Raw genomic sequence first — 22,311 nt, 5'->3', positions numbered from 1 at the left:
ATTCAAATAACGGCTACCTTTGCGCTATGGTGGATTATATAATAGTAGGTTTGGGTTTGGCAGGGACTTCCTTTGCTGAACAATTGTTAGCAGGTAACAAAACTTTTGTGGTTTTTGATGACGATTCTCAACAATCGTCCGTAGTTGCCGGAGGATTGTATAATCCTGTTATTTTGAAGCGCTTTACAAAAGTCTGGAGGGCTCATGAACAGTTAAAAAAAGCGAAACCTTTTTATGCTCGTTTAGAAAGTAAGTTAGACATGCGTTTCGATTATAAAGTACCTGTGTATAGACGTTTTGCTTCCGTTGAAGAGCAAAACCTATGGTTTGATGCATCTGATAAACCGCTATTAGAAGATTTCTTGTCAACTAAAATTATTCAGAAGGATCACAGTTGTATAGAGGCAACTTATGGTTATGGAGAAGTGCTAGGTACTGGAAGAATTGATACTGAATCTTTGGTTAAGGCCTATACCAAATACCTGAATTCAAAAGGGCTGTTGCTCCGGGAAAAGTTTAACTATGAACTTCTGGAGTTGAGTGAAAACCATATTCAGTATAAGGACTTAAAAGCAAAGCACATTGTGTTTTGTGATGGATTTGGACTTAAAAAAAATCCATTTTTTAATTACCTGCCTTTAAACGGAACCAAAGGTGAGTTGTTGACGATTCATGCACCAGCACTTAAAATCAATTTTGTCCTGAAGTCATCTGTATTTCTCATTCCGATTGGTGAAGATCTTTATCGTGTTGGAGCGACATATGAGTGGCACGATAAAACGAACGAGGTCACTGAAAAAGCCAGGCAGGAATTGTTGAGCAAGATGGAGACCTTTATAAAATGTGACTATAAAGTGGTTGATCAAAAAGCGGGGATCAGGCCTACAGTTACAGATAGAAGACCTCTGGTAGGGCAACATCCTGAATATAAAAATATATACATCTTAAATGGTATGGGCTCTAGAGGAGTAATGATAGCTCCAGATGCTTCGGAGCAATTATATCAATTCATAACACATCAATCGGAGCTTGATGAAGACATGAATATCAGAAGGTTCGATAAAAAGTACAAAAGTCTAAACCAATAGTTGGATGCTATTTGTTGGAAGGATTTTTCAAAGATTTAGGGTCGTATTTAATAAAGAAATTAATCCAGATATTTCGGGAAAATCGCATGATTACAGGCATAAATACAATTAAAGATCCTACAATCGCAATAAAGGATGTCTTTAAACTGGAGCCTATAATCAAATAACTTAAAACAAATGCTGCCACGGCTACTGCTACCCCTACACCATAGCTAACATACATCGCCCCGTAAAAGAATGAAGGTTCGATTTTATATTTGGTACCACAGTGAGAGCAGTGATCATGCATTTTGAATATGCTGGATAGATTATACATATTATTATCTAAATACATACTCTCTTCATGACATTTAGGACAACTTCCTGTTAAAATACTGTAGAGTTTCGTTCCTTTTTTTAACATTTGCACAGGTTTTGTACAAAAGTACATATACTGCAAAATATTATTAGTAACAATTGTAACAAATAGATGTTAAACGTACATAATTTATCAGTTTCATTCGGGGGTGAAGTTTTGTTTGATGAAGTTTCTTTTAGATTAAGTCCGGGAGATAGGGCTGGACTCATTGGTAAAAATGGGGCAGGAAAATCAACCATGCTTAAATTACTGTCTAAAGAAACAGAAGCTGATACTGGTGTTATTGCAACAGATAAGGAAGTTAAAATTGGTTTTTTAAAACAAGATATTGATTTTGTTAAAGGTCGTACCGTACTGGAGGAAGCTTATCAGGCCTTTGAAGAAATTAAAGGTCTAGAGTTTAAAATGGATGAAATTAATCACCAACTCGCAACACGAACGGATTATGATAGTGAAGGGTATAATCAATTAATGATAGACCTCAATGATATTACACATAGATATGAGGTTCTCGGAGGTTATAATTACCAGGGAAATACCGAAAAGGTCCTTCAGGGCCTTGGTTTTAAACGCGATGATTTTGATAAACTGACAGATTCGTTCTCAGGAGGTTGGAGAATGCGTATTGAGCTGGCTAAGTTGTTACTCCAGGACAATGATGTGTTGCTTCTGGATGAGCCGACCAACCACCTCGATATCGAATCGATTATTTGGTTGGAGCAATTCCTTAATGCCTATAGCGGAGCAGTAGTTATTGTTTCACACGATAAAATGTTCCTCGATAATGTAACGAATAGGACCATTGAAATTTCATTGGGTAAGATTTATGATTATCCCAAGCCATATTCTAAATACCTGAAATTAAGAGCCGAAATGCGTGAGCAACAAATGAATGCTCAAAAAAATCAGGAGAAACAGATTCAGCAAACTGAAAAACTGATCGAAAAATTCAGGGCGAAGGCCAGTAAGGCTTCCATGGCCCAGTCCTTAATTAAAAAGCTGGATAAGATTGACCGTATCGAGGTAGATGAAGAAGATAATGCTGTAATGAATGTGCGTTTTCCTGTATCAATTCAGCCTGGTAAAGTTGTACTTGAAGCTGACAAAGCCGCAAAGAGCTATGGGGATAAGGAAGTGTTGAAAAATATTAACCTGTTAGTGGAAAGAGGGAGTAAGACAGCGTTTGTTGGTCAAAACGGACAAGGAAAGACAACCCTGGCTAAAATGATTGTTGGGGAGATCCCTTATGCTGGTACGCTTAAATTAGGTCATAATGTGCAATTAGGTTATTTTGCCCAGAATCAAGCGGATTACCTAGACGGAGAAAAGACGGTGTTAGATACCATGCTCGATGCAGCAACAGATAACAACCGTGCTAAGGTAAGAGACATGTTGGGCTCTTTTTTATTCCGTGGAGATGATGTCGATAAAAAGGTAAAAGTACTCTCCGGAGGTGAAAGGAACAGATTAGCTCTTTGTAAAATGCTTTTACATCCATTTAACGTGCTTGTAATGGACGAACCGACAAACCACCTTGATATTAAGTCTAAAAATGTCTTAAAAGGAGCGCTTCAAAACTTTGAAGGGACATTAATTCTGGTTTCTCACGATCGTGATTTTCTTCAAGGTCTAACGAACAAGGTTTATGAATTTAGAAATAAAAACATCAAAGAATATCTGGGAGATATTAATTTCTACCTTGAACAACGTAAGGTTGAAGACTTTCGTGAAATAGAAAAACGAGATAAAATAAAAGAGGAGAAAAAAGAGTCTTCCGGAGCCATCTCTTATGAAGATCAGAAGAAACTCAAGTCGTTGAAGAATAAGCTCAGTAAGGTAGAATCCCAGATCTCAGAATTAGAAAAAGCTTTAGAAAAGGCCGATTTAAAATTAGCTGAGAACTATGACGAACTATCTGAGGATACGGTGTTCTTTGAAAATTATTCAAAAAAGAAAGCCGATTTAGAGCGTTTAATGCAAGACTGGGAAAATATCTCGGAAGAATTGGAAGACAATGCATAAAAGATCTTTTTAAGATATATTTAACTATTTGCGCACTTTCAAATAGATAGATTTGTAGCATACCTTAAAGCTACTTATGAGAAACTTAATTTTGTCTGTGTTAGGCGTAGGAGTTATCGTTGGTTCGATATTCTTTGCCAAATATTTAATCGATAGTAAGAATAAGCCAAAGCCTGTAATACAAAAGAGAGCAAAGACTGTCTTTGTAGAAAAGGTTCAAAACGAAACCGTACCTATTATTGTTAATAGTAATGGGAGTTTAACAGCAAAACGCCGGGTTGAATTGTTTGCAGAAGTTCAGGGAATTTTTAAAGGCAGTAGCAGACCTTTTAAAGAAGGTCAAAACTTTAAAGCCGGACAAACACTACTTCGAATAGATGCCTCAGAGTTTGCTGCAGGAGTGCAATCCCAAAAAAGTAATTTGTATAATCTTATCGCCGCAGCCATCCCGGATTTAAGATTAGACTTCCCTGATTTTTATCCTAAATGGCAGAATTACCTCGATAATTACGATCTTAATAAACCTACTCCGGAGTTACCGAAGTTCACTTCCGATAAAGAACGTTATTTTATTACCGGTCGAAATATTTTAACGACCTATTATTCAGTTAAAAATGCCGAGCAGCGACTGGCTAAATATTATATTACGGCTCCCTTTTCAGGAGTCTTAACAGAAGCCTTGGTCACTGAAGGGACACTCATTAGAAATGGACAAAAGTTAGGAGAGTTTATAGATCCTTCTGTATATGAATTGGAAGTAACTGTGAATAAGTCGTTTGCAGGACTTTTAAAAGTAGGAGAGCGGGTAGAGCTTACAAATCTTGATAAAACCCAAAGTTGGGAAGGAAAGATCGTTAGGGTTAACGGAAGAGTTAATCCTCAGAGTCAAACCATAAGCGCATTTGCTGAAGTTACATCCGACGATTTAAAGGAGGGGATGTACCTGGAAGCATTAATTGATGCAAAAGAAGAAAAAAATGCTATTGAAATTGATAGAAAGTTACTTCTTGAAAACCAGGAAGTTTTTGTTGTCAAGGATAGCCTGTTAGACGTACTGCCAGTAAAACCAGTGTATTATTCAGATAAAAAAGTAGTTGTAAAGGATATCCCTGATGGAACCCAAATATTAACACGACCTGTGCCTGGAGCCTATCCTGGTATGTTGGTGAAGATATATAACGACTCGTCAGCAACAAATAAGGCAGAATAGGGATTATGAGGAAGATTATTTCGTATTTCATAAAATATCACGTTGCGGTAAATGTTTGTATACTGGCAATTATAATTTTTGGTTTTATAGGAGTTTTAAGACTCAAGTCCTCTTTCTTTCCTTTAGTAGATTCAAAAACAATAACCGTTAATGTTACCTACCCGGGAGCTTCTCCATTAGAAATTGAAGAAGGGGTTATTCTAAAGATAGAAGACAACCTTAAAGGTTTAGAAGGTATAGATAGAGTGACCTCCACCTCCAGAGAGAATAGTGGTACCATTACCATTGAAATCTTAAAAGATGAAAATATAGATTTCATGCTTTTGGAGGTTAAAAATGCTGTAGATCGGGTGCCGTCTTTTCCAACGGGAATGGAACCTTTGGTAGTAGCCAAAAGGGAAAATGTTCGGGAGACCATTAATTTCGCAGTAAGTGGCGATGGTATTTCTTTAGCAACCCTAAAACAAATAGCCCGAGAAGTGGAGAATGATCTGCGTGGTATGGAAGGGGTGTCGCAAATTGAAATTACAGGCTACCCCGATGAGGAGATTGAAATTGCCGTTCGGGAAAATGACCTGCTTGCCTATGATCTCACTTTTAACGATGTAGCGCAAGCTGTATCGCGAACAAATCTCCTGGTTACAGGGGGTAATATTAAAACTTCAGCAGAAGAGTATCTTATCAGGGCAAATAATCGCTCGTACTATGCTGATGAACTCAATAACCTGATAGTAAGAGCAGATCCTTCAGGTAATGTAATACGACTACAAGAAGTAGCTTCCGTAAGAGATCGGTTTTCCGAAAATCCAAACGCATCCTATTTTGATGGGAATTTATCAGTAAATATTGCGGTTAGTAATACAAATACAGAAGATCTGATTTCTACCGCAGAAAAAGTAGCGCGTTATATAGAGGAGTTTAATCAGCAAAACAATAATGTAAAACTTGATGTGGTTAGTGACTCTTCCATTCGATTAAAACAACGTACTCAGTTATTAGGAGAGAATGCAGCCGTTGGAATATTCCTGGTAATCGTATTTTTGTCACTTTTCCTTAATACCCGTTTAGCATTTTGGGTGGCATTTGGATTACCAATTTCTTTTTTGGGGATGTTTATTTTTGCCAGTGGATTTGATGTTACGATCAATGTATTGTCCTTATTCGGGATGATTATAGTAGTCGGGATCCTGGTTGATGACGGAATAGTAATTGGTGAAAATATTTATCAGCATTATGAACGTGGTAAATCACCGGTCAGAGCGGCAATAGATGGTACTATGGAAGTGATTCCGCCTATTGTATCGGCTATTTTAACCACCGTCCTGGCATTTAGTACATTTTTCTTTTTAGATAGTAGGATTGGTGAATTCTTTTCGGAAGTAGCCACAGTAGTTGTACTGACGCTAACAGTATCCTTATTTGAAGCCTTGGTAATACTACCCGCGCATTTAGCACACTCTAAAGCCTTGTCAAGAGAATCGGAGGAAGAGAAAAAGAAAAGAACTAAAATAGCAGCCTTCTTTGCTAAAATGAGAGACATCAATAAAATTGGTGATCGCATAATGAAATACCTCAGAGACTATCTGTATGCTCCGGTATTAAAGTTCACATTAAGTAATAAGATTTTTTCTTTTGCCATGTTTTGTGCCTTTTTTATCATAACCATCGGAGCAATTGGAGGGGGTATTATAGGAACCTCTACATTTCCAAGTATTGCCAGTGATCGTATTACTGTTTCCCTTGTCATGCCTCAGGGAACGAATGAGAAAATAACGGATTCTATTATTTCAGAAATAGAATTAGCCGCTATAGAGGTAGGAAAGGAGTATACGCAAAGACAAACCGGAAACAAACCGGTAATTGAGAATATAATCAAAAACATCGGACCGGGAAGTTCCAAAGCCTCGCTTCAGATCAATTTGTTGCCGGGAGAAGAGCGGGATTTTCCCTCACCGGATATAAATAATAGCCTAAGAGATAAAGTTGGTAGTGTTCAGGGAGTAGAAAGTTTAATTTTTGGATCCGGCGGTAACTTCGGAGGAAGTCCTGTTTCCGTCTCCTTGTTAAGTAATAATATCACTGAACTGAAAGCAGCTAAAGAAGAGTTGAAAACTGTATTAGCTCAAAATCCGCAGTTAAAAGATATTAATGACAATGATCCGGCCGGAATTAAGGAAATCAGAATTAACCTTAAGGAGAATGCCTATATCCTGGGGTTAAGCTTGCGCGAAGTAATGAGTCAGGTACGCTCCGGATTCTTTGGTGTACAGGCACAAAGATTTCAGCGTGGTCAGGATGAGATAAGAGTATGGGTGCGGTATGACAGAGCAGATAGGGAGTCTATCAATAATCTCGATCAGATGCGTATCGTAACACCTGCCGGTGAACGCATTCCTTTTGATGAGATTGCTAATTATGAAATTATCAGAGGTGATGTTGCGATCAATCACTTGGAAGGCTTAAGGGAGATTCAGGTAAATGCCGATCTCGCAGATGTAAAATTGAGCAATACAGATATCCTGGAAGATATTAAAATGAATGTCGTTCCTGAAATACAATCAAAATACCCAACAGTAAAAGCTTCGTATGAAGGGCAGAACAGAGAGGCTCAAAAACTATCGCGTTCAGCAGGTGAGGTATTCCCGGTAATTATATTCTTGATCTATGCGGTAATAGCATTTACATTTCGTTCTTACAGTCAGCCATTGATGTTACTTCTTTTGATACCGTTTAGTGTTATTGGAGTAGCATGGGGACATAAATTACACGGATTTCCGATCAATGTGTTGTCTTGGCTGGGAATTATAGCCTTAATAGGGATTATGGTAAATGATGGTCTGGTTCTCATAGGTAAATTCAATCAAAATTTAAAGGAGGGGATGAAATTCGATGATGCCTTATTTGAAGCAGGAAAGTCGCGTTTCAGGGCTATATTTCTAACCTCATTAACCACCATAGCAGGAATGGCTCCTTTAATTTTAGAAAAAAGCCGACAGGCACAGTTTTTAAAGCCTATGGCCATTTCCATTTCCTATGGAATTGCCATAGCGACATTTTTAACCTTATTAATGTTACCACTGTTTTTGTCTGCCAATAATTATTTAAAAGTAAATGTGAAATGGTTAATGACCGGTCAGAGAAAAGCAAAAGAGGAAGTTGAAAGAGCAATTAAAGAATTAAACGTAGCTGAACATGAGCATTAAGAAAAGTATACTGCTACTTACTGTTTTCGTAACGACAAGCTTAACAGCTCAGGAAGTGTTGACTCCTGAAGAAGCCATGAAGCTTACCCTCGAGAATAACCTGGGGATACAAATTGCAAATAACAATTTAGAAATAGCTGAAAATAATGCCGACATTCTTAATTCAGGGTTTTTACCCATCCTTTCAGGAAATGCTTCCGGTTCCATAGATCGGCAAAATACAGAAGGAGAGTTGGGCGATGGCTCGACCCGATCTGCTGATGGTGTGGAAACAAGACGATATAATGCCTCGCTTAATTTAAATTATACCCTTTTTGACGGATTGGGAAGGCATTACAATTATAAAAGCTTGAAAGAACAGTATGGTTTATCTGAATTAGAGGCACGTCAAACCATTGAATCAACCATTGTGCAGTTATTTACGGTGTATTATGAAGTGGCAAGAATCGAGGAGAATAATGGTAATTTAAAGCAGGCTTTGGAAATTTCAAAAGATCGCTTGAAACGTATTAAATATCAGTTTGACTATGGTCAGGCAACAGGCCTGGATGTATTAAACGCAGAAGTTGATGTAAATACGGATAGTATTAATGTACTGAATTCAGACCAATTGCTTCGCAATACCAAACGAGATTTGAACTTGGTAATCAATAGAGATCTGGATGCAGGGTTTACAGTCGACACGACTGTTACTTTTACTTCAGGGTTATTAATGGAAGAGATGTTTAATGATGCCAAATCCAATAACGTGCAAATGCTGATTATGGAGAAGAATATCTCCATTTCTAACTATGATTACAAAGCAGTGAAAAGTGGATTTTTACCTACTATCGGATTATCCGGATCCTATGGATGGAATGAAGCTTCGAATAACAATCCATTGGCTTTTACCGTGCAGAATACCTCTACTGGTTTGTCGGGAGGAGTTAGTTTGGCCTGGGATCTTTTTGATGGTGGACGCACAATTACCAATACCAAAAACCTTAAGATCAATTACGCAAATCAGGAATTGATAAAAAGACAAACAGAGTTGCAGGTAGAGCGAAATATTAAAAACGCTTGGGAAACCTATCAAAATGCATTGTTTATTTATGATACCCAGGAGAAGAATGTGTTGACTACAAAAAATAATTTTGACAGAACAGAAGAACGCTATAAGATTGGTCAGGCAACATCACTGGAATTCAGGCAGGCACAAATAAATTTGTTGAATGCTGTCTTAGCAAAGAATCAGGCAAAGTATACAGCTAAGATTGCTGAGTTGATAGCACTTCAGGTAAGTGGACAATTGCTTAATACCGATTTTTAGTATATTGGGTGTATGATAGAGCATTTTTTTCAGTGTCCATATTGTTGGGAGCAGATATCTGTATTGATAGATACTTCGCTACCCGCACAGGAGTATATAGAAGATTGCGAAATTTGTTGCAACCCTATAAAGCTGATAGTGAAATGCAGTAATGGAGGAGTGATGGCTTTCGAGGCAATAAGTATAGAACAATAAATATACATTTAGGCTGTTTTAAAGTACGATTGAATTATTGAGATTTTATATCTTTAAAATCCAATCTTAAAGAACTTTAAATTACTTATTGATGAGAAATAAATGGCTTTCTAAGATGCCAGTTGTATGTGGTGTTGTAATAATCCTTACATCAATTTTCAGTTGTGCTACTCAAAAAAAATTAAGTACCTTAAAACCCGAACCTGATGATGCTGCGCCATTAGTCTACGAAAATGTCTATTCGTTTATTAATATTCCCGTAACCATAGAGCTTAAAGACATCGAACGAATAACCAATAACTCACTTGAGGGATTGGTTTATGAAGATTCAAATTTCGATGGCGATGATCTCAAAATGAAGGTTTGGAAACAAAATGCTATTTCCATTACTAATGAAGGAGGAAAGCTTAAAACGGTCCTGCCATTAAAAGCCTTGATTAATTATCGTTTTAGCGTAAGTAAGTTTGGTATTCCACTTGAAGATGTTCGGGACATTCATCTCGATGGAGTGGTGACACTAATAAGTGATGTCGGACTGAATAATTGGCAATTGAATACAAATACAAGATTAAAATCGCTGGTGTGGAATGAAGCTCCGACAATGAAAGTTTTAGGGCAGGGAATCCCTGTAACCAGTCTTGTGAATCCTGCAGTAACAATTTTTAAATCTGTAATAGAGGAAAGTATCGATCAGTCAATTAAAGAATCACTCGATTTTAAACCGAATGTGCTCGACGCTTTAGAAGCGGTCTGTAAGCCTTTTGAAATGAGTGAAACCTACGAAAGTTGGTTAAGAGTGGTCCCTGAAGAGCTCTACACTACGGATGCATCATTACAAGATCAATCCATTAAATTTAAAATGGGAATGAAATGTGCCATGGAGACCATCATTGGGAAAGAGCCCGAACCTAAATTTAATCGCAGTGAAATCGTATTAAAACCGGTAATTAAAATTCCGGAAGCTGTAACTGCAAACATCGCTGCAATTTCTTCCTATAAAGATGCTTCCCGAATTATGACCAAAAATTTCAAAGGATATGAATTCGGAACAGGTAAAAAGAAGGTTACCGTTCAAAATGTTGAGATTTGGCAACGGTCACAAAAAATGGTTATAGCACTTGATGTGGCAGGAAGTGTTAACGGACTTATTTACCTTACAGGATATCCACAGTATAATAATGTGACCAAAGAAGTCTATTTTGATAAGTTAGATTATGTGTTGGATACAAAGAATGCATTGGTTAAATCAGCACAGTGGTTGGCAGGGAACTTTATGCTTCTGCAGTTTCAGGAAAAATGCAGATACTCCATTGAACCAAACCTGGTTGAAGGAAAAGAAAATATTGAACATTACTTAAATAATTACTCTCCGGTAAAAGGTGTTTTTGTAAATGGAGCAGTAAAAGATATTAACTTCAAGAAAATTCAGCTTACCAATAATGCTCTGATAGCCTTTATAGAGGTAAAAGGAAAGGTGGAAGTTGATGTAAATGGGTTAGAATAGATCTTATTTAATTTGTAACTGGCGACAGCCTAAGAATACTTTTGTGTAAAACCAAACAAAAACTATAAGGTTTTGTTTGGTTTTCTTTTTATACAACTTTACTTTCGAATTATTGATTTTAATACGAGTGAAGTTTATCTATGTTTAGAGCTAATTCTATAAGTATGTTGAAAAGTAAAAGTGTTTTAAAGGTGCTCCTTTTAGGAGTGCTGTGTTTAGTTTGCGGAGTGTTGATTTCTTTTGATTATGATAAAGACCCTGCAAAAGATGGTGAAGAGTTAACGGTACAGAAAAAAATGTATTGGTCGAACCAACACAAATTAACCTCTTGGTACAATGCTTTAGGGCTTGAAAATCCAAATTTTTTCGAAGTCAGGGATCAATTCGTTTCTTACTTTGAAAACAGACCCTATGTAAAGACGGAAGCCGTTAAAGAATACAAGAAGTACATAGCTAAAAACTTTCCCAATATTGATGCTAATGGTAATTATATAGAACCGATATCATCTGAAGTTAATTTAAGAAAGAAGCCTAAGGCAGGTAATAAATGGAAACAAATTTTCTTAAAGTGGAACACCAGGCAAGATAATTCCGGAGTAGGTGTGTTACGATCCATTCGAATCAAGCCGGATGAACCGACTACAGTTTTGGCCGGTGCCGCAACCGCAGGAATATGGATGACTGAAAATGCAGGCGAAGACTGGAGCCTGGTTTCTAACGATGTGCCCGAAGTAGAATGGGTCAATGAAATTGTCTACAGTCGCAAAGATCCTAAAGTAGTATATGCGGCAACCAATATTGGTGTTATAAAGTCAGTAAATGGAGGGAATAGCTGGGATTATACAGCTTTAAAAAAGACATTCCCCGATAAGTTTGGGAGTCTGTTATGGGTAGATGTATCATCAGTAAGTAGTGATTTGGTGTATGCAACCACCGAAGAAAAAGGAGCATATACCCTGCATGTTTCTGAAGATGGAGGTGATTCCTGGTCAGAAAAGTATAAAACGACCAATAAGATCTGGGATATGAGGGTAAAACCTAACGATCCGAAAATAGTTTATATCCTTGAAGTGTCTGAAAAAACGAAATGGATTAATTTCAAAAGATCCATAGACGGCGGACAAACATTTGAGGTCGTTTCTGAAGGATTCCCGGCAGACCATAATACAAAAGCACACAGAGCACGCCTGGGTACTACGCCCGCTAATAATGAGGTGGTTTATATTGCGATCGGTTTTAATGGCGGACGAGACAAGGATATGATCTCGTTTTTTAAATCTTCAGATGCCGGAAAAAGTTTCTCAAAGAATTGTTGTGGAAATAGTGAAGAACCATTGGTTAATGCCATGGGAACAACCGATTTTCTGTACGATACCTGTCATCTGGCTCAGCTCACATGGAACTTTGCTTTTACGGTTTCAGAAACAGATGAAAATGTATTGGCTTGTGCGGCCAATAAATTAAAAGTAAGCACCGATGGAGGGAAGACCTGGCATTTTGATCTTACAGGAGAAGTAACCAAGGGAAGGGCTTATGACAGATACCCTACTAACGATGTACATACCGGGGTGCATGGCGATCACCATGGCCTTTCTATTGTGGGTGATCATATTTGGGATGGAAATGACGGAGGAGCATATTATTCTGCCGATGGAGGAAAAACCATAGTAAAAGATAAGTCCGACGGCCTGGGAATTCAAGAGCTTTGGGGCTTCGGACAATCATTTAAAAATGATATCATGGCGGTTGGTTTGAATCACAATCGCATTTGTTTTAGGGATGATGAAGTATACGGTGGATGGATTGGTGTAAATGGAGCTGACGCCATGGCTGCCAATGTTAATCCGATAGACGATCAATATATGTATACCCATCCATGGGGGCATCAAAGGGTTAAAAGATCACTGGAAGGAGTTAAAGGACATCAGTTCCAGGATTTAGGGATTGAGTTGGGCTATATAACCCTCGATAACCTGGAATTTCATCCTCATAAATACTATACAATTTACGGAAGTGATTATGGCGATAGAAATAAAACGTATCTGCTGAAGAAAACAGTAGATAATGCCCAGTCCTGGCAAACCATAAGTTCTTTCGTGGATGAAAAGAAAAATGCGGTTGCTGTTAAAACAAGTTTTGCCAATTCAGACTATGTTTATGCCGTAGTAGAACCTAATAAGGTAATAAAATCAACTGATGAAGGGACAACCTGGAAAGAAGTCAGCCCTCCACAGAGCCTCGTAAAAGATTATGCGCTTTGGCGTATGGCTGTTAGTGACCAAAACCCTGAACATGTATGGGTAACAGTTAAAGGGAGTCAGAATGAAGTAAAGGTCATCGGGTCTAAAGACGGAGGGAATAGTTGGTTCGACTTTTCTGAAGGATTGCCTTCATATGCAATTTATTCGATGATCTATCAAAGAGGCAGCAATGATATTCTTTATGTGGGTACACGATTAGGTGTCTATTACAGGAAAAAGGGCATGAAGCAATGGGAGTTATTTGGCGAAGGAATGCAGGCGGCAAATACGAGCTTTATGTTTATTAATTATGCAAAAGGTAAGATTCGCGTTGGTACTTCCAGGGGCTTATGGGAAAATGACCTGGTAGAATTAACAGCACCCAAAGCAAATATGTCGGCAGATAAAACAGAAGTGTCAGATAAGGATCCGTTTGTAAGATTCGCAGACTATTCGGTAGTCGATAAGGAAGCTGAGTATTACTGGGAATTCCCGGGTGGTATTCCTGCTACTTCAACTGAAGAACGTCCAATCGTTTCTTATGAAAATGCATCTTCCGGTAAATACGATGTAGTTCTGACTGTAAAAGACAAACGGGGCGAAAGTAAGCAAACCTTAAAAGGATTTGTAACCCGGAAAGCAGATGATTCAAAATAACAGGGGTCCTGAAGCATAAATAAAAAGAGCGATGAACATCGCTCTTTTTTTGTGAACGATTGAAATGAAAATACAGAAAGTTAAAACTTTCACTTTTTTATTGAGTTTCATTCGTTTTTTTATGGTATGTTAAAATAACGTTATTTTTTCTTGCGTTATCTATAAAATAGTAATACATTCGAAACCAATTGAATAAAAGTAAATATTGATTATCGTTAGATAAATGAAAGTTTTAAAGCTCTCATATAATAAACAAAAGGACATTGATCTTTGGACTGATATGAAGTTTGGAGATAAGGGAGCCTTTAATCAAATTTTTGAAGAGCATGTACATTACCTGACGAATTATGGTAAGACCTTTACAGCCGACTGGGATTTGGTTGATGATTGTATTCAAGAAGTGTTTTGCAGAATTTGGATCCTTAGAAAAGAGTTAAAGACCACAGATAATATTAGGTTTTACTTAATGGCTTCATTTAGAAATGAATTAATGAAAAGCCTGCAAAAGCGTAAGAAGTTTAATCTTATAGCTTCATGGTCTGAGTTAGATGCAAAAGCGGCCACATTTGATATGTCGGCAGAAAACCTGATGTTTTTAGAGAACAATGATGGCCGGTTATCCCAAAAAATCAAAGAAATATTTATTAAGTTAACTTCCAGGCAAAAAGAAATTATCTACCTTAAATACTACAATGAACTTTCGTTCGAAGAAATTTCACAAGTAATGCAAATCAGTAAAAAAGCGGTTTATAATGCCTTGTCAAAAGCTATGATGACCCTGAGAAAAGGGGTTTCCAAATAGTCTACAATTGCTTTTTTTATCGATAATAAAAAAAATCCACTTTTTTAGGGAGTAAAAAGAGTACTCGATGTATTATATATAAAAGAGATAGTTTTAATACATCATTGAAAACGAATTTGAAACCATATACAGACTACAAGCTTGATGATTTTCTTGCAGATGAATCCTATATCGATTGGATTAAAGGAAAAACGGAGGATACAAAGTGGAACGATATTTTAATCCGAAATCCGCATCTTAGGGAAGTATCTGATAAAGCATCCATTATTATAAGAAATCTTGATTTTCATCATGCTGAAACCTCTAATCAAAGAATTCAAGATTTAAGAACCAGAATCAACAAGCAAATAAATCGTGACTCATTTGCGGTGGAGGATGATAAAAAGGTTCGCCCATTGCCCATCAGTGAGTTAATTTCCAAAAGAAATAGACGAAGAAATATTTATATGATTGCCGCTTCTTTTATTGGACTGATAATCATATCCTCTGGAATTATTTTTAAATCTGATTTGAGTGAATTGTTTTTCGATAATAATAATCTCATTACCCGAGTAGCTCAAAAAGGGGAGAAATTAACCACTTTTCTGCATGACGGCACCAAGGTGGTAATCAATGGAGGTAGTTCAATCACATTTAAGGAAGAATTTGATGATGATGTTAGACACGTTGTGCTGGAGGGAGAAGCTTTTTTTGATGTAGTTAAAAATCCTGAGAAGCCATTCGTTGTTAATGCTAATGGGGTAATTACTACTGCCCTTGGAACCTCATTTAATATTAATCAAAACCAAAATAGAGTTGAAGTCTCATTAACAACCGGTAAAGTTTCTGTGGTTAAAAATGAAAATGGAAACCATTATAGGGATACGCTGGTTCCCGGTGAGCAAATTCTAGCAGACTTTAATGAGAATCATGTATTTCTGAAACAGAAGTTTAATAAAAATGAAGTAGTGGGCTGGATGAATGGGAATCTCATTTTCAATAATGATAACGGTTTAGTGGTTTTAGAGAAGCTTGAAAATTGGTATGGGATAAATATCGTGTCGGAATTAGAAGAAGAAGCCTTGCAGGGGTGGAGTTATTCCGGGAAATTTCAGAATGAATCACTTCAAAACGTCCTGGAGAGTATCAGTTTTGTTAAGGAATTTGAATTTAAAATAAAGGGAGATCTCATAACTATATATAGACAGAAGTAAAAAAGTAAATTAAGTCAACCAAAACAAATCAGAAAATGAAAATTCAAAAAAAACAGTATCCAACCTAGTTAAAGTATTTTAATTAAAATGAGCTATGCGGAGATCTCTTTTTCGGAAAAGAGCATCTGACTGCACTTATTCACTTTATTTAAAACTTCACCAAAACCATTAAAAATGAAAAATGTGATACCAGGGTTTTATCGTGGTATAAGGCACTCTTTTGCCTTTATTTTAGCGTGTTTTACGTGTTTAAATTACTCGTATTCAGCGAATAAAACCTTAGAAAAGTATATTGATAGTACGCAATTAGAGTCCATAGATTTAATGCTTCAAGAAAATAATTTGGAAAAAACATTTCAATTGATTGAAAGTAAAACAAGCCTAAAGTTTTCTTATGATAAAAAAGACCTGGACAATAATCTGAAGCTGACCAAAACATTTAAAAAGGCACCACTAAATCAAGTCTTGTCTTACATTTCCTCAATTTCGGGTCTGGAATTTAAGATCATCGGAAAAACGATAAATGTCGTAAAAGGGGATTCTAATAATAAAAGGGCTCCCCAGCGAAAAATAAATGGAACGGTCTTAGACCCGAACGGAACCCCCATTCCAGGAGCGAATGTGGTTGAGGTAGGAACTACGAACGGAGTAGCGACTGATTTTGATGGAAAATTCGAAATAGACCTGATAACGGCTGAGCCTAAAATCAGGGTGTCCTATGTAGGCTTTAAAGCCATTGAAATGGAAATAGGAGAGGCTGCAACCTACGAAATTACACTTCAGGAAAGTGCTGAGGCGTTAGATGAAGTAGTGGTCGTAGGTTTTGGAGAACAAAAAAAGGTGTCTGTGGTAGGGGCCGTTACCGCTATAAAACCTGAAGAAATGAAGATTCCGTCCAGTAGCTTGTCTCAATCCTTTGCCGGGCGTCTTTCAGGAGTGATTGCAGTTCAGCGATCTGGAGAACCTGGAAGAGATGCTGCTCAATTTTGGATTCGTGGAATTTCGACTTTCGGAAATACAAACCCTTTAGTATTTATGGACGGTATTGAGATCTCTTTGGGTGACTTAAATAGTATCGATCCAACCAATATTCAAAACTTCTCCATATTAAAAGATGCTTCCGCAACTGCTATTTATGGTGCTCGAGGTGCTAATGGTGTTATTCTAATCGAAACAAAGAGAGGTATGGAAGGAAAACCTCGAATAAATGTTACCGTAGAAAATTCATTTATTAGCCCAACACAATATCCGGAATTCACCGATGCGGTTACTTTTATGAATATGTATAATGAAGCTCGAAAGAACCAAAATCCTTTTCAACCGCCTAAATTTTCAGAGGATAAAATTCAGGGAACCAGGGAGGCCAGAGACCCATATATTTATCCAAATGTCGATTGGTTAGATGAATTGTTTAGCGATTTTTCCATTCGTAAATATGGGAACCTTAATATCAGAGGAGGAGGGCAAACAGCAAGGTATTATATGTCAGCTTCCATTTTTCATGATAAAGGAATTTTAAAAGAAACAGATGTTAATGATTTTGATAATAATATAGATCAAAAGCGATACAACTTTGTTAATAATATTTCCGTAAATGTAACTCCTACCACCGAACTAGAGCTTAACCTTAATGCCGATTTAATCAATTATAATGGTCCGGCCGTAGATGCAAGTAACATTTTTGGAAACATAATGAATTCAAATCCAGTGCGCTTTCCTGTTACATATCCAACGCCTGAAGGTTCAGGACATATTTATTTCGGGAATACCACCGGTGGATTTGGCCCTTATAATACTTTTCCAAATCCTTATGCTGACCTGGTTAAAGGTTATAAAGAAAGGTTTTCCTCCACCTTCATTTCAACCTTTAGAATTAGACAGCAATTAGATATGATCACCAAAGGTCTTAGCTTTAAAGCTTTTGCATCGTTTAAAAACTGGACCAGTAGTGAAATCACAAGATCTTATGAGCCGTATTTCTATCAACTGGATGGTTATCAGTATGATCCGCAAACAGATACCTATGAATATGAATTGTCCCAAATAGGTCAGGGAGGTAGAGAGTCCCTGGCTCAAAGTGGAAGCAACAATGGTGATAGATCCTTTATGACACAGGCGGCGTTAAATTACAATAGAACTTTTGGTAAGCATGATGTTTCTGGTCTCTTAGTTTATCTTCAGCGCCAATATAACGTAAATGTAATTGGAAGTGATTTAACCTCTTCATTGCCGAGCAGAAACCAGGGAGTATCCGGAAGATTGACCTATGCATATGACGATAGGTATCTGGCCGAGGTTAATTTTGGATATAATGGATCTGAGAATTTTGCTGAAGGTAAAAGATTTGGTTTTTTTCCATCCTTTGCGATGGGTTATGTCATTTCAAACGAACCATATTTCAAATCGCTTAAGAAGTCAATTAGCTTATTTAAACTTAGAGCATCTTATGGTGAATCTGGAAATGATAGAATCGGAGCAGTTCGTTTCCCTTATACCAGTAATGTGAATCTTGGTGCAGATAATGGATTTACTTTTGGTCAGAACTTTAACAATAGCAGACCAGGAGTTGCAATTACGCGTTATGAAAATAATTCTATTACCTGGGAGGTTGGTAAAAAGATCAACGTTGGACTAGACCTGGGGTTATTTGATAAAGTCACTTTAAACGTTGATGTGTTTAAAGAACGTAGAGAAGGAATTTTTATGCAACGTAATACGATTCCGGGTACGATAGGTATCGGTGATACTAAACCTTATGCTAACCTTGGAGAGGTAGAGAATAAAGGTGTAGATGTTTCCCTGAGTTATAATCAAAGTTTTGGTAGTGACTTAATAGTTTCTTCCAGAGGTACCTTCACATTCGCTCAAAACAAAATTTTAGCGATGGATGAACCGAATCTGAAGTATTCCTATCTGTCGAGAGTGGGACGACCGGTAAATCAATTATGGGGCCTTCAAGCAGAACGTTTGTTCATAGACCAGGCTGAAATAGATAATAGCCCAACTCAAACCTATACCACACAATATTATCCCGGAGATTTAAAATATACCGATATATCAAACGAGATTGATGGTCAAAACAAAATTGATGCTAATGACAGGACTCCGATGGGGCACCCAAGTGTGCCAGAAATAACCTATGGATATGGGATTAATGTAATGTATAAGAAATTTGATTTTGGTGTGCTCTTTCAGGGTATTGCAAGAGTGTCATTTTTTATGAGTGGCTTACAACCTTTTGCTCAAAATGAACGAAATGTGCTCCAAGCTATAGCAAATGACTATTGGACGGAGGATAACCAGAATTTATATGCTTTTTATCCGAGACTTTCTGAGTCCGAAAATCCAAATAACGTTCAAAATTCCTCATGGTGGTTGCGCGACGGCTCTTTCATGAGACTTAAAAGTGCAGAAATTGGATTTCAGTATAATCGCCAAGTAAGATTTTATGTGAATGGGGTAAACTTACTAACCTTTTCAAAATTCAATCTTTGGGACCCTGAAATGGGTGGTGGAAATGGTTTGGGATATCCACCACAAAGAACGTTTAACCTTGGAGCCCAAATTAACCTGTAAAGTAATTGATTATGAAGACAAGATTTAAAACAACAAATAGATTGCTTTTGGTAATAGCCTTTTCTTTTATGATGCTATCGACCTCATGCGATGAATATCTGGATATAGTTCCTGACGATGTTTCAACTTTGGATGATGCATTTAACAGGCCAAATGAAGCCCTAAACTTTTTATATTCTGTGTATGGCTTCATGCCTCAGGAAAATGATATGTTCAGTTCTATTGCCCTTTGGGGAACTGATGAAATGGTTACGCCCTGGGATAGATCGTGGTATCATGCTAAAAGGATGATGAGGGGCGAGTTAAATGCTTCTGATCCATTTTTCGATTATTGGACAGCTGCGGGTTCTATTGATATGTATGATGGAATCAGGCAAGCCTATATCTTTTTGAATAATATAGATAAAACTCCGGATTTCTCTCAAGCGGAGGTAAGAAGAATGAAGGGGGAGGCTACATTTCTTATAGGGTATTATCATTTTATTTTACTTCGTCAATATGGCCCAATCGTTCTTATGGAAAATGAGGTGCCTTTGGATGCTTCAGGAGAAGACTTTTATGCCCCGCGAATTCCATACGATCAATGTGTAGAGTTTATTGCCCAAAAGTTTGATGAGGCCTATGCTTTACTGCCAAACGATGTTTCTACCGATAGGGAATTAGGCAGGGTAAATAAAGCTATAGCAAAAGCCTTAAAGGCAAGAGTGTTGCTTTATGCGGCAAGCCCTTTGTTTAATGGTAACTCGGAGTTTTATGCTGATTTTACAGGGCATGACGGAACACCATTGATGAATACATCTTATGATGAACAAAAATGGGTGTTGGCCGCAGATGCGAATAAAGATGCAATCGAAGCAGCTCAGACTATAGGTCATGATTTATATGCTTATAGTAATGAAGGTGATAATGAAATGGAACAAGGAGCCCTTAATTATCGATATTCAATGGTAGACCCGTGGAATAAAGAAGTGGTATGGGGGTACTCTGTGCCAGAAGGATATTACGGGTGGCAACGTCATAGTATTCCGAGAATCTCTAGTAATTCCTATAACGGACAATCATGCTCACTGTCCATGGTAGAAACATTCTACACTGAGAATGGCTTGCCTATTGATGTAGATCCGGCTTATAATTATAGCGCAAGATTTCAAATGGCAGACAGTACAATTATTTTACACAGAAACAGAGAGCCAAGATTTTATGCGACTGTCGGTTTTGATAGAGGCTTGTTTGAAGTAAATAATACAGAAGTAGTTTTAAAAATGCGAATGGATGAAGCGCATGGATGGGCCAATGGTCTTAATGATTATTCCCCTACAGGATATCTGGTTAAAAAGGGGGTTCATCCTCAAACGATCATTTCATCTTCTGAAAATCAAGTTATTAACTATCCATGGCCTTTGGTTAGAATGGCAGAGCTCTATCTGAATTATGCAGAAGCATTAAACGAAGCTTATGGAGCCGCTAGACATGCTGAAGTAATTCAATATTTAGATTTGATCAGAGAAAGATCCAATGTTCCTGGTGTGTTGGAAGCTTGGTCCCTGGTAGGAAAATCATCCTTTTCTAAAGAAGAAATGAGAGCGATTATTCAACAGGAAAGAAATATTGAATTGTGTTATGAAGGACATAGAACCTGGGATGTTAGAAGGTGGAAACAAGGAGAAATGTTTAATGTGCCTGCTCAAGGATTAGATATTAGATCCTCAGAAGCGGTAGACTTCTATAAGCCGGTCAATGTTGAAAACAGAGTTTTTACAACTCCAGGATATTACCTGTTTCCAATTAGATTATCTGAAGTTGAAATAAATCAAAATTTAGTGCAGAACCCAGGCTGGTAAAAATTAAGATTATGAAGAAATTATATGGTTTATTAATAGTTTGTTTAACAGCATTGACTTTCACAGCTTGTGATGAGGATAACGATGTTGTTATTTTAGAAGCCCCCGGTAATATTACGGTAGAGGCTGGATACGGAGAAGCCATTTTTACATGGAGCTTTCCGGACGATCAGAATGTAGAGTTTGTAAGAGTAGATTATTTAGATGATGATGGAATTCCTCAACATCAAAAATTCAGTGAATACAATGATGCTGCTACCATCTCCGGACTTTCAGAAAGAGCATATGAGTTTAAGGTTGCAGCTTCAGATAAACACGGTAATTTGTCCGAGCCTACTACCTTAAATGTAACACCTAATAAGCCTCCATACATGTTTGTGGCCAATACCCTGGCAGCCAACCCTGATTTTGGAAGTGTTATCGTTACATGGGAAAACTTAACAGAAAAAGAGGTAGGAGTAAACATAAAATATGTCGATGTGGATGGATTACCTCAAATTTTTGTAGCGAATTCTTCTGAAGTTGACGGAGAGGCTGTGCTATCAGGATTGTCTAATGAAGAGCAAACCTTTGAAGTATATGTTACCAGTCAAAATGGGATAAAATCACCTTCGCAATTTTTTGAATTGGCTCCATACTCGGAAACTAAATTTGATAAGTCTAATTGGGAGATTGTTGACTTTTCATCTCAGGAGGCTGGAGGTGAAGGTCCGGTAAACGGATATGCTACAGCAGCGATAGATGGAGATGTCAATACCTTCTGGCATTCTGCCTGGTCGACAGGTTCTCCGAGTTACCCGCATTGGATCACTGCAGATATGAAAGAGGTAAAAGTGGTTAGTAGAGTCGTATTGTTTACTCGAAACAATGATAGCAGAGGAATGACCAAATTTACAATTGAGGGAAGCTTAGATAATACTACCTGGGAAATGATTGGTGAATTTGATTTTGACAATACAGATTTTAGCGGTCAAAGTTATAGATTGTCGTCTAATCCCGAGATGAGGTATATTAGAATGACAGCAATTGAAGGCCCAAATAATTTTACCTTTTTGGCCGAGCTAGATGTTTATGGCGAATAATTTAAAAATACCAGGGGACTCAAAAGGGGTC

At 37.4% G+C, this 22,311-nt stretch carries 14 protein-coding genes; 13 read left to right on the top strand and 1 reads right to left on the bottom strand.

All coding sequences use genetic code 11. The features are described 5' to 3' along the window. Nucleotides 1–26: 26 nt before the first annotated feature. A complete protein-coding gene (locus tag BM361_RS00160) occupies nucleotides 27–1,088 on the top strand; it encodes an NAD(P)/FAD-dependent oxidoreductase (protein ID WP_074976166.1) in 1,062 nt (353 codons plus the stop codon). A 7-nt stretch (nucleotides 1,089–1,095) separates the two neighbouring features. Here BM361_RS00160 and BM361_RS00155 read toward each other — a convergent pair whose 3' ends face one another. Further along, nucleotides 1,096–1,491, bottom strand: a complete 396-nt coding sequence (locus BM361_RS00155; RefSeq protein ID WP_074976165.1) for a DUF983 domain-containing protein — start codon at nucleotides 1,489–1,491, stop codon at nucleotides 1,096–1,098. A 66-nt stretch (nucleotides 1,492–1,557) separates the two neighbouring features. Here BM361_RS00155 and BM361_RS00150 point away from each other — a divergent pair, with 66 nt between their 5' ends. From BM361_RS00150 to BM361_RS00095, 12 genes are all read left to right on the top strand, one after another. Beyond that, nucleotides 1,558–3,468: an ABC-F family ATP-binding cassette domain-containing protein gene (locus BM361_RS00150; RefSeq protein ID WP_074976164.1), complete on the top strand. Its 1,911-nt coding sequence runs from the start codon at nucleotides 1,558–1,560 to the stop codon at nucleotides 3,466–3,468. Between the two features lie 76 nt (nucleotides 3,469–3,544). Next, nucleotides 3,545–4,678 carry an efflux RND transporter periplasmic adaptor subunit gene (locus BM361_RS00145; protein ID WP_074976163.1) on the top strand — a complete coding sequence of 378 codons (1,134 nt, stop codon included), beginning with the start codon at nucleotides 3,545–3,547 and terminating at the stop codon, nucleotides 4,676–4,678. A 5-nt stretch (nucleotides 4,679–4,683) separates the two neighbouring features. After that, on the top strand, nucleotides 4,684–7,881 hold the full coding sequence (locus BM361_RS00140; protein ID WP_074976162.1) for an efflux RND transporter permease subunit: 3,198 nt from the start codon (nucleotides 4,684–4,686) through the stop codon (nucleotides 7,879–7,881). Next, nucleotides 7,871–9,190 carry a TolC family protein gene (locus tag BM361_RS00135; protein WP_074976161.1) on the top strand — a complete coding sequence of 440 codons (1,320 nt, stop codon included), beginning with the start codon at nucleotides 7,871–7,873 and terminating at the stop codon, nucleotides 9,188–9,190. The genes BM361_RS00140 and BM361_RS00135 overlap by 11 nt, the downstream gene beginning before the upstream one ends. A gap of 12 nt (nucleotides 9,191–9,202) precedes the next feature. Then, nucleotides 9,203–9,385: a CPXCG motif-containing cysteine-rich protein gene (locus BM361_RS00130; RefSeq protein ID WP_038269001.1), complete on the top strand. Its 183-nt coding sequence runs from the start codon at nucleotides 9,203–9,205 to the stop codon at nucleotides 9,383–9,385. Nucleotides 9,386–9,476: 91 nt separating this feature from the next. Next, a complete protein-coding gene (locus BM361_RS00125; protein WP_074976160.1) occupies nucleotides 9,477–10,889 on the top strand; it encodes a DUF4403 family protein in 1,413 nt (470 codons plus the stop codon). A gap of 164 nt (nucleotides 10,890–11,053) precedes the next feature. Beyond that, the gene (locus tag BM361_RS00120) at nucleotides 11,054–13,786 is read left to right on the top strand and encodes a PKD domain-containing protein (protein ID WP_175496529.1); all 2,733 of its coding nucleotides are present in this window, start codon (nucleotides 11,054–11,056) and stop codon (nucleotides 13,784–13,786) included. A gap of 223 nt (nucleotides 13,787–14,009) precedes the next feature. Then, complete coding sequence (locus BM361_RS00115; protein WP_038269009.1) at nucleotides 14,010–14,588, top strand: RNA polymerase sigma factor; 579 nt, start codon at nucleotides 14,010–14,012, stop codon at nucleotides 14,586–14,588. A 104-nt stretch (nucleotides 14,589–14,692) separates the two neighbouring features. Next, nucleotides 14,693–15,781 (top strand): FecR family protein, encoded by a 1,089-nt coding sequence (locus BM361_RS00110; RefSeq protein ID WP_139226572.1) that lies wholly within the window; start codon nucleotides 14,693–14,695, stop codon nucleotides 15,779–15,781. 174 nt (nucleotides 15,782–15,955) lie between these two features. Beyond that, nucleotides 15,956–19,357, top strand: coding sequence for a TonB-dependent receptor (locus BM361_RS00105; RefSeq protein ID WP_083425821.1), 3,402 nt, complete (start codon nucleotides 15,956–15,958; stop codon nucleotides 19,355–19,357). Nucleotides 19,358–19,368: 11 nt separating this feature from the next. Further along, nucleotides 19,369–21,198 carry a RagB/SusD family nutrient uptake outer membrane protein gene (locus tag BM361_RS00100; protein ID WP_038269011.1) on the top strand — a complete coding sequence of 610 codons (1,830 nt, stop codon included), beginning with the start codon at nucleotides 19,369–19,371 and terminating at the stop codon, nucleotides 21,196–21,198. 11 nt (nucleotides 21,199–21,209) lie between these two features. Then, entirely contained in the window at nucleotides 21,210–22,280 is a 1,071-nt protein-coding gene (locus BM361_RS00095) for a discoidin domain-containing protein (RefSeq protein ID WP_074976157.1), read from the top strand. Nucleotides 22,281–22,311 lie beyond the last annotated feature (31 nt).

Origin of the sequence: Zhouia amylolytica, assembly GCF_900116365.1 — a bacterium.
GTDB lineage: Bacteria > Bacteroidota > Bacteroidia > Flavobacteriales > Flavobacteriaceae > Zhouia > Zhouia amylolytica.
Note: the sequence above shows the minus strand (reverse complement) of the source record. Positions and strands in the feature narration are given on the sequence as shown.

Coding starts and splice junctions, on each gene's coding strand:
- BM361_RS00160 (WP_074976166.1), top strand. CDS start 27: ATGGTGGATTATATAATAGTAGGTTTGGGTTTGGCAGGGACTTCCTTT.
- BM361_RS00155 (WP_074976165.1), bottom strand. CDS start 1,491: ATGTTAAAAAAAGGAACGAAACTCTACAGTATTTTAACAGGAAGTTGT.
- BM361_RS00150 (WP_074976164.1), top strand. CDS start 1,558: ATGTTAAACGTACATAATTTATCAGTTTCATTCGGGGGTGAAGTTTTG.
- BM361_RS00145 (WP_074976163.1), top strand. CDS start 3,545: ATGAGAAACTTAATTTTGTCTGTGTTAGGCGTAGGAGTTATCGTTGGT.
- BM361_RS00140 (WP_074976162.1), top strand. CDS start 4,684: ATGAGGAAGATTATTTCGTATTTCATAAAATATCACGTTGCGGTAAAT.
- BM361_RS00135 (WP_074976161.1), top strand. CDS start 7,871: ATGAGCATTAAGAAAAGTATACTGCTACTTACTGTTTTCGTAACGACA.
- BM361_RS00130 (WP_038269001.1), top strand. CDS start 9,203: ATGATAGAGCATTTTTTTCAGTGTCCATATTGTTGGGAGCAGATATCT.
- BM361_RS00125 (WP_074976160.1), top strand. CDS start 9,477: ATGAGAAATAAATGGCTTTCTAAGATGCCAGTTGTATGTGGTGTTGTA.
- BM361_RS00120 (WP_175496529.1), top strand. CDS start 11,054: ATGTTGAAAAGTAAAAGTGTTTTAAAGGTGCTCCTTTTAGGAGTGCTG.
- BM361_RS00115 (WP_038269009.1), top strand. CDS start 14,010: ATGAAAGTTTTAAAGCTCTCATATAATAAACAAAAGGACATTGATCTT.
- BM361_RS00105 (WP_083425821.1), top strand. CDS start 15,956: ATGAAAAATGTGATACCAGGGTTTTATCGTGGTATAAGGCACTCTTTT.
- BM361_RS00100 (WP_038269011.1), top strand. CDS start 19,369: ATGAAGACAAGATTTAAAACAACAAATAGATTGCTTTTGGTAATAGCC.
- BM361_RS00095 (WP_074976157.1), top strand. CDS start 21,210: ATGAAGAAATTATATGGTTTATTAATAGTTTGTTTAACAGCATTGACT.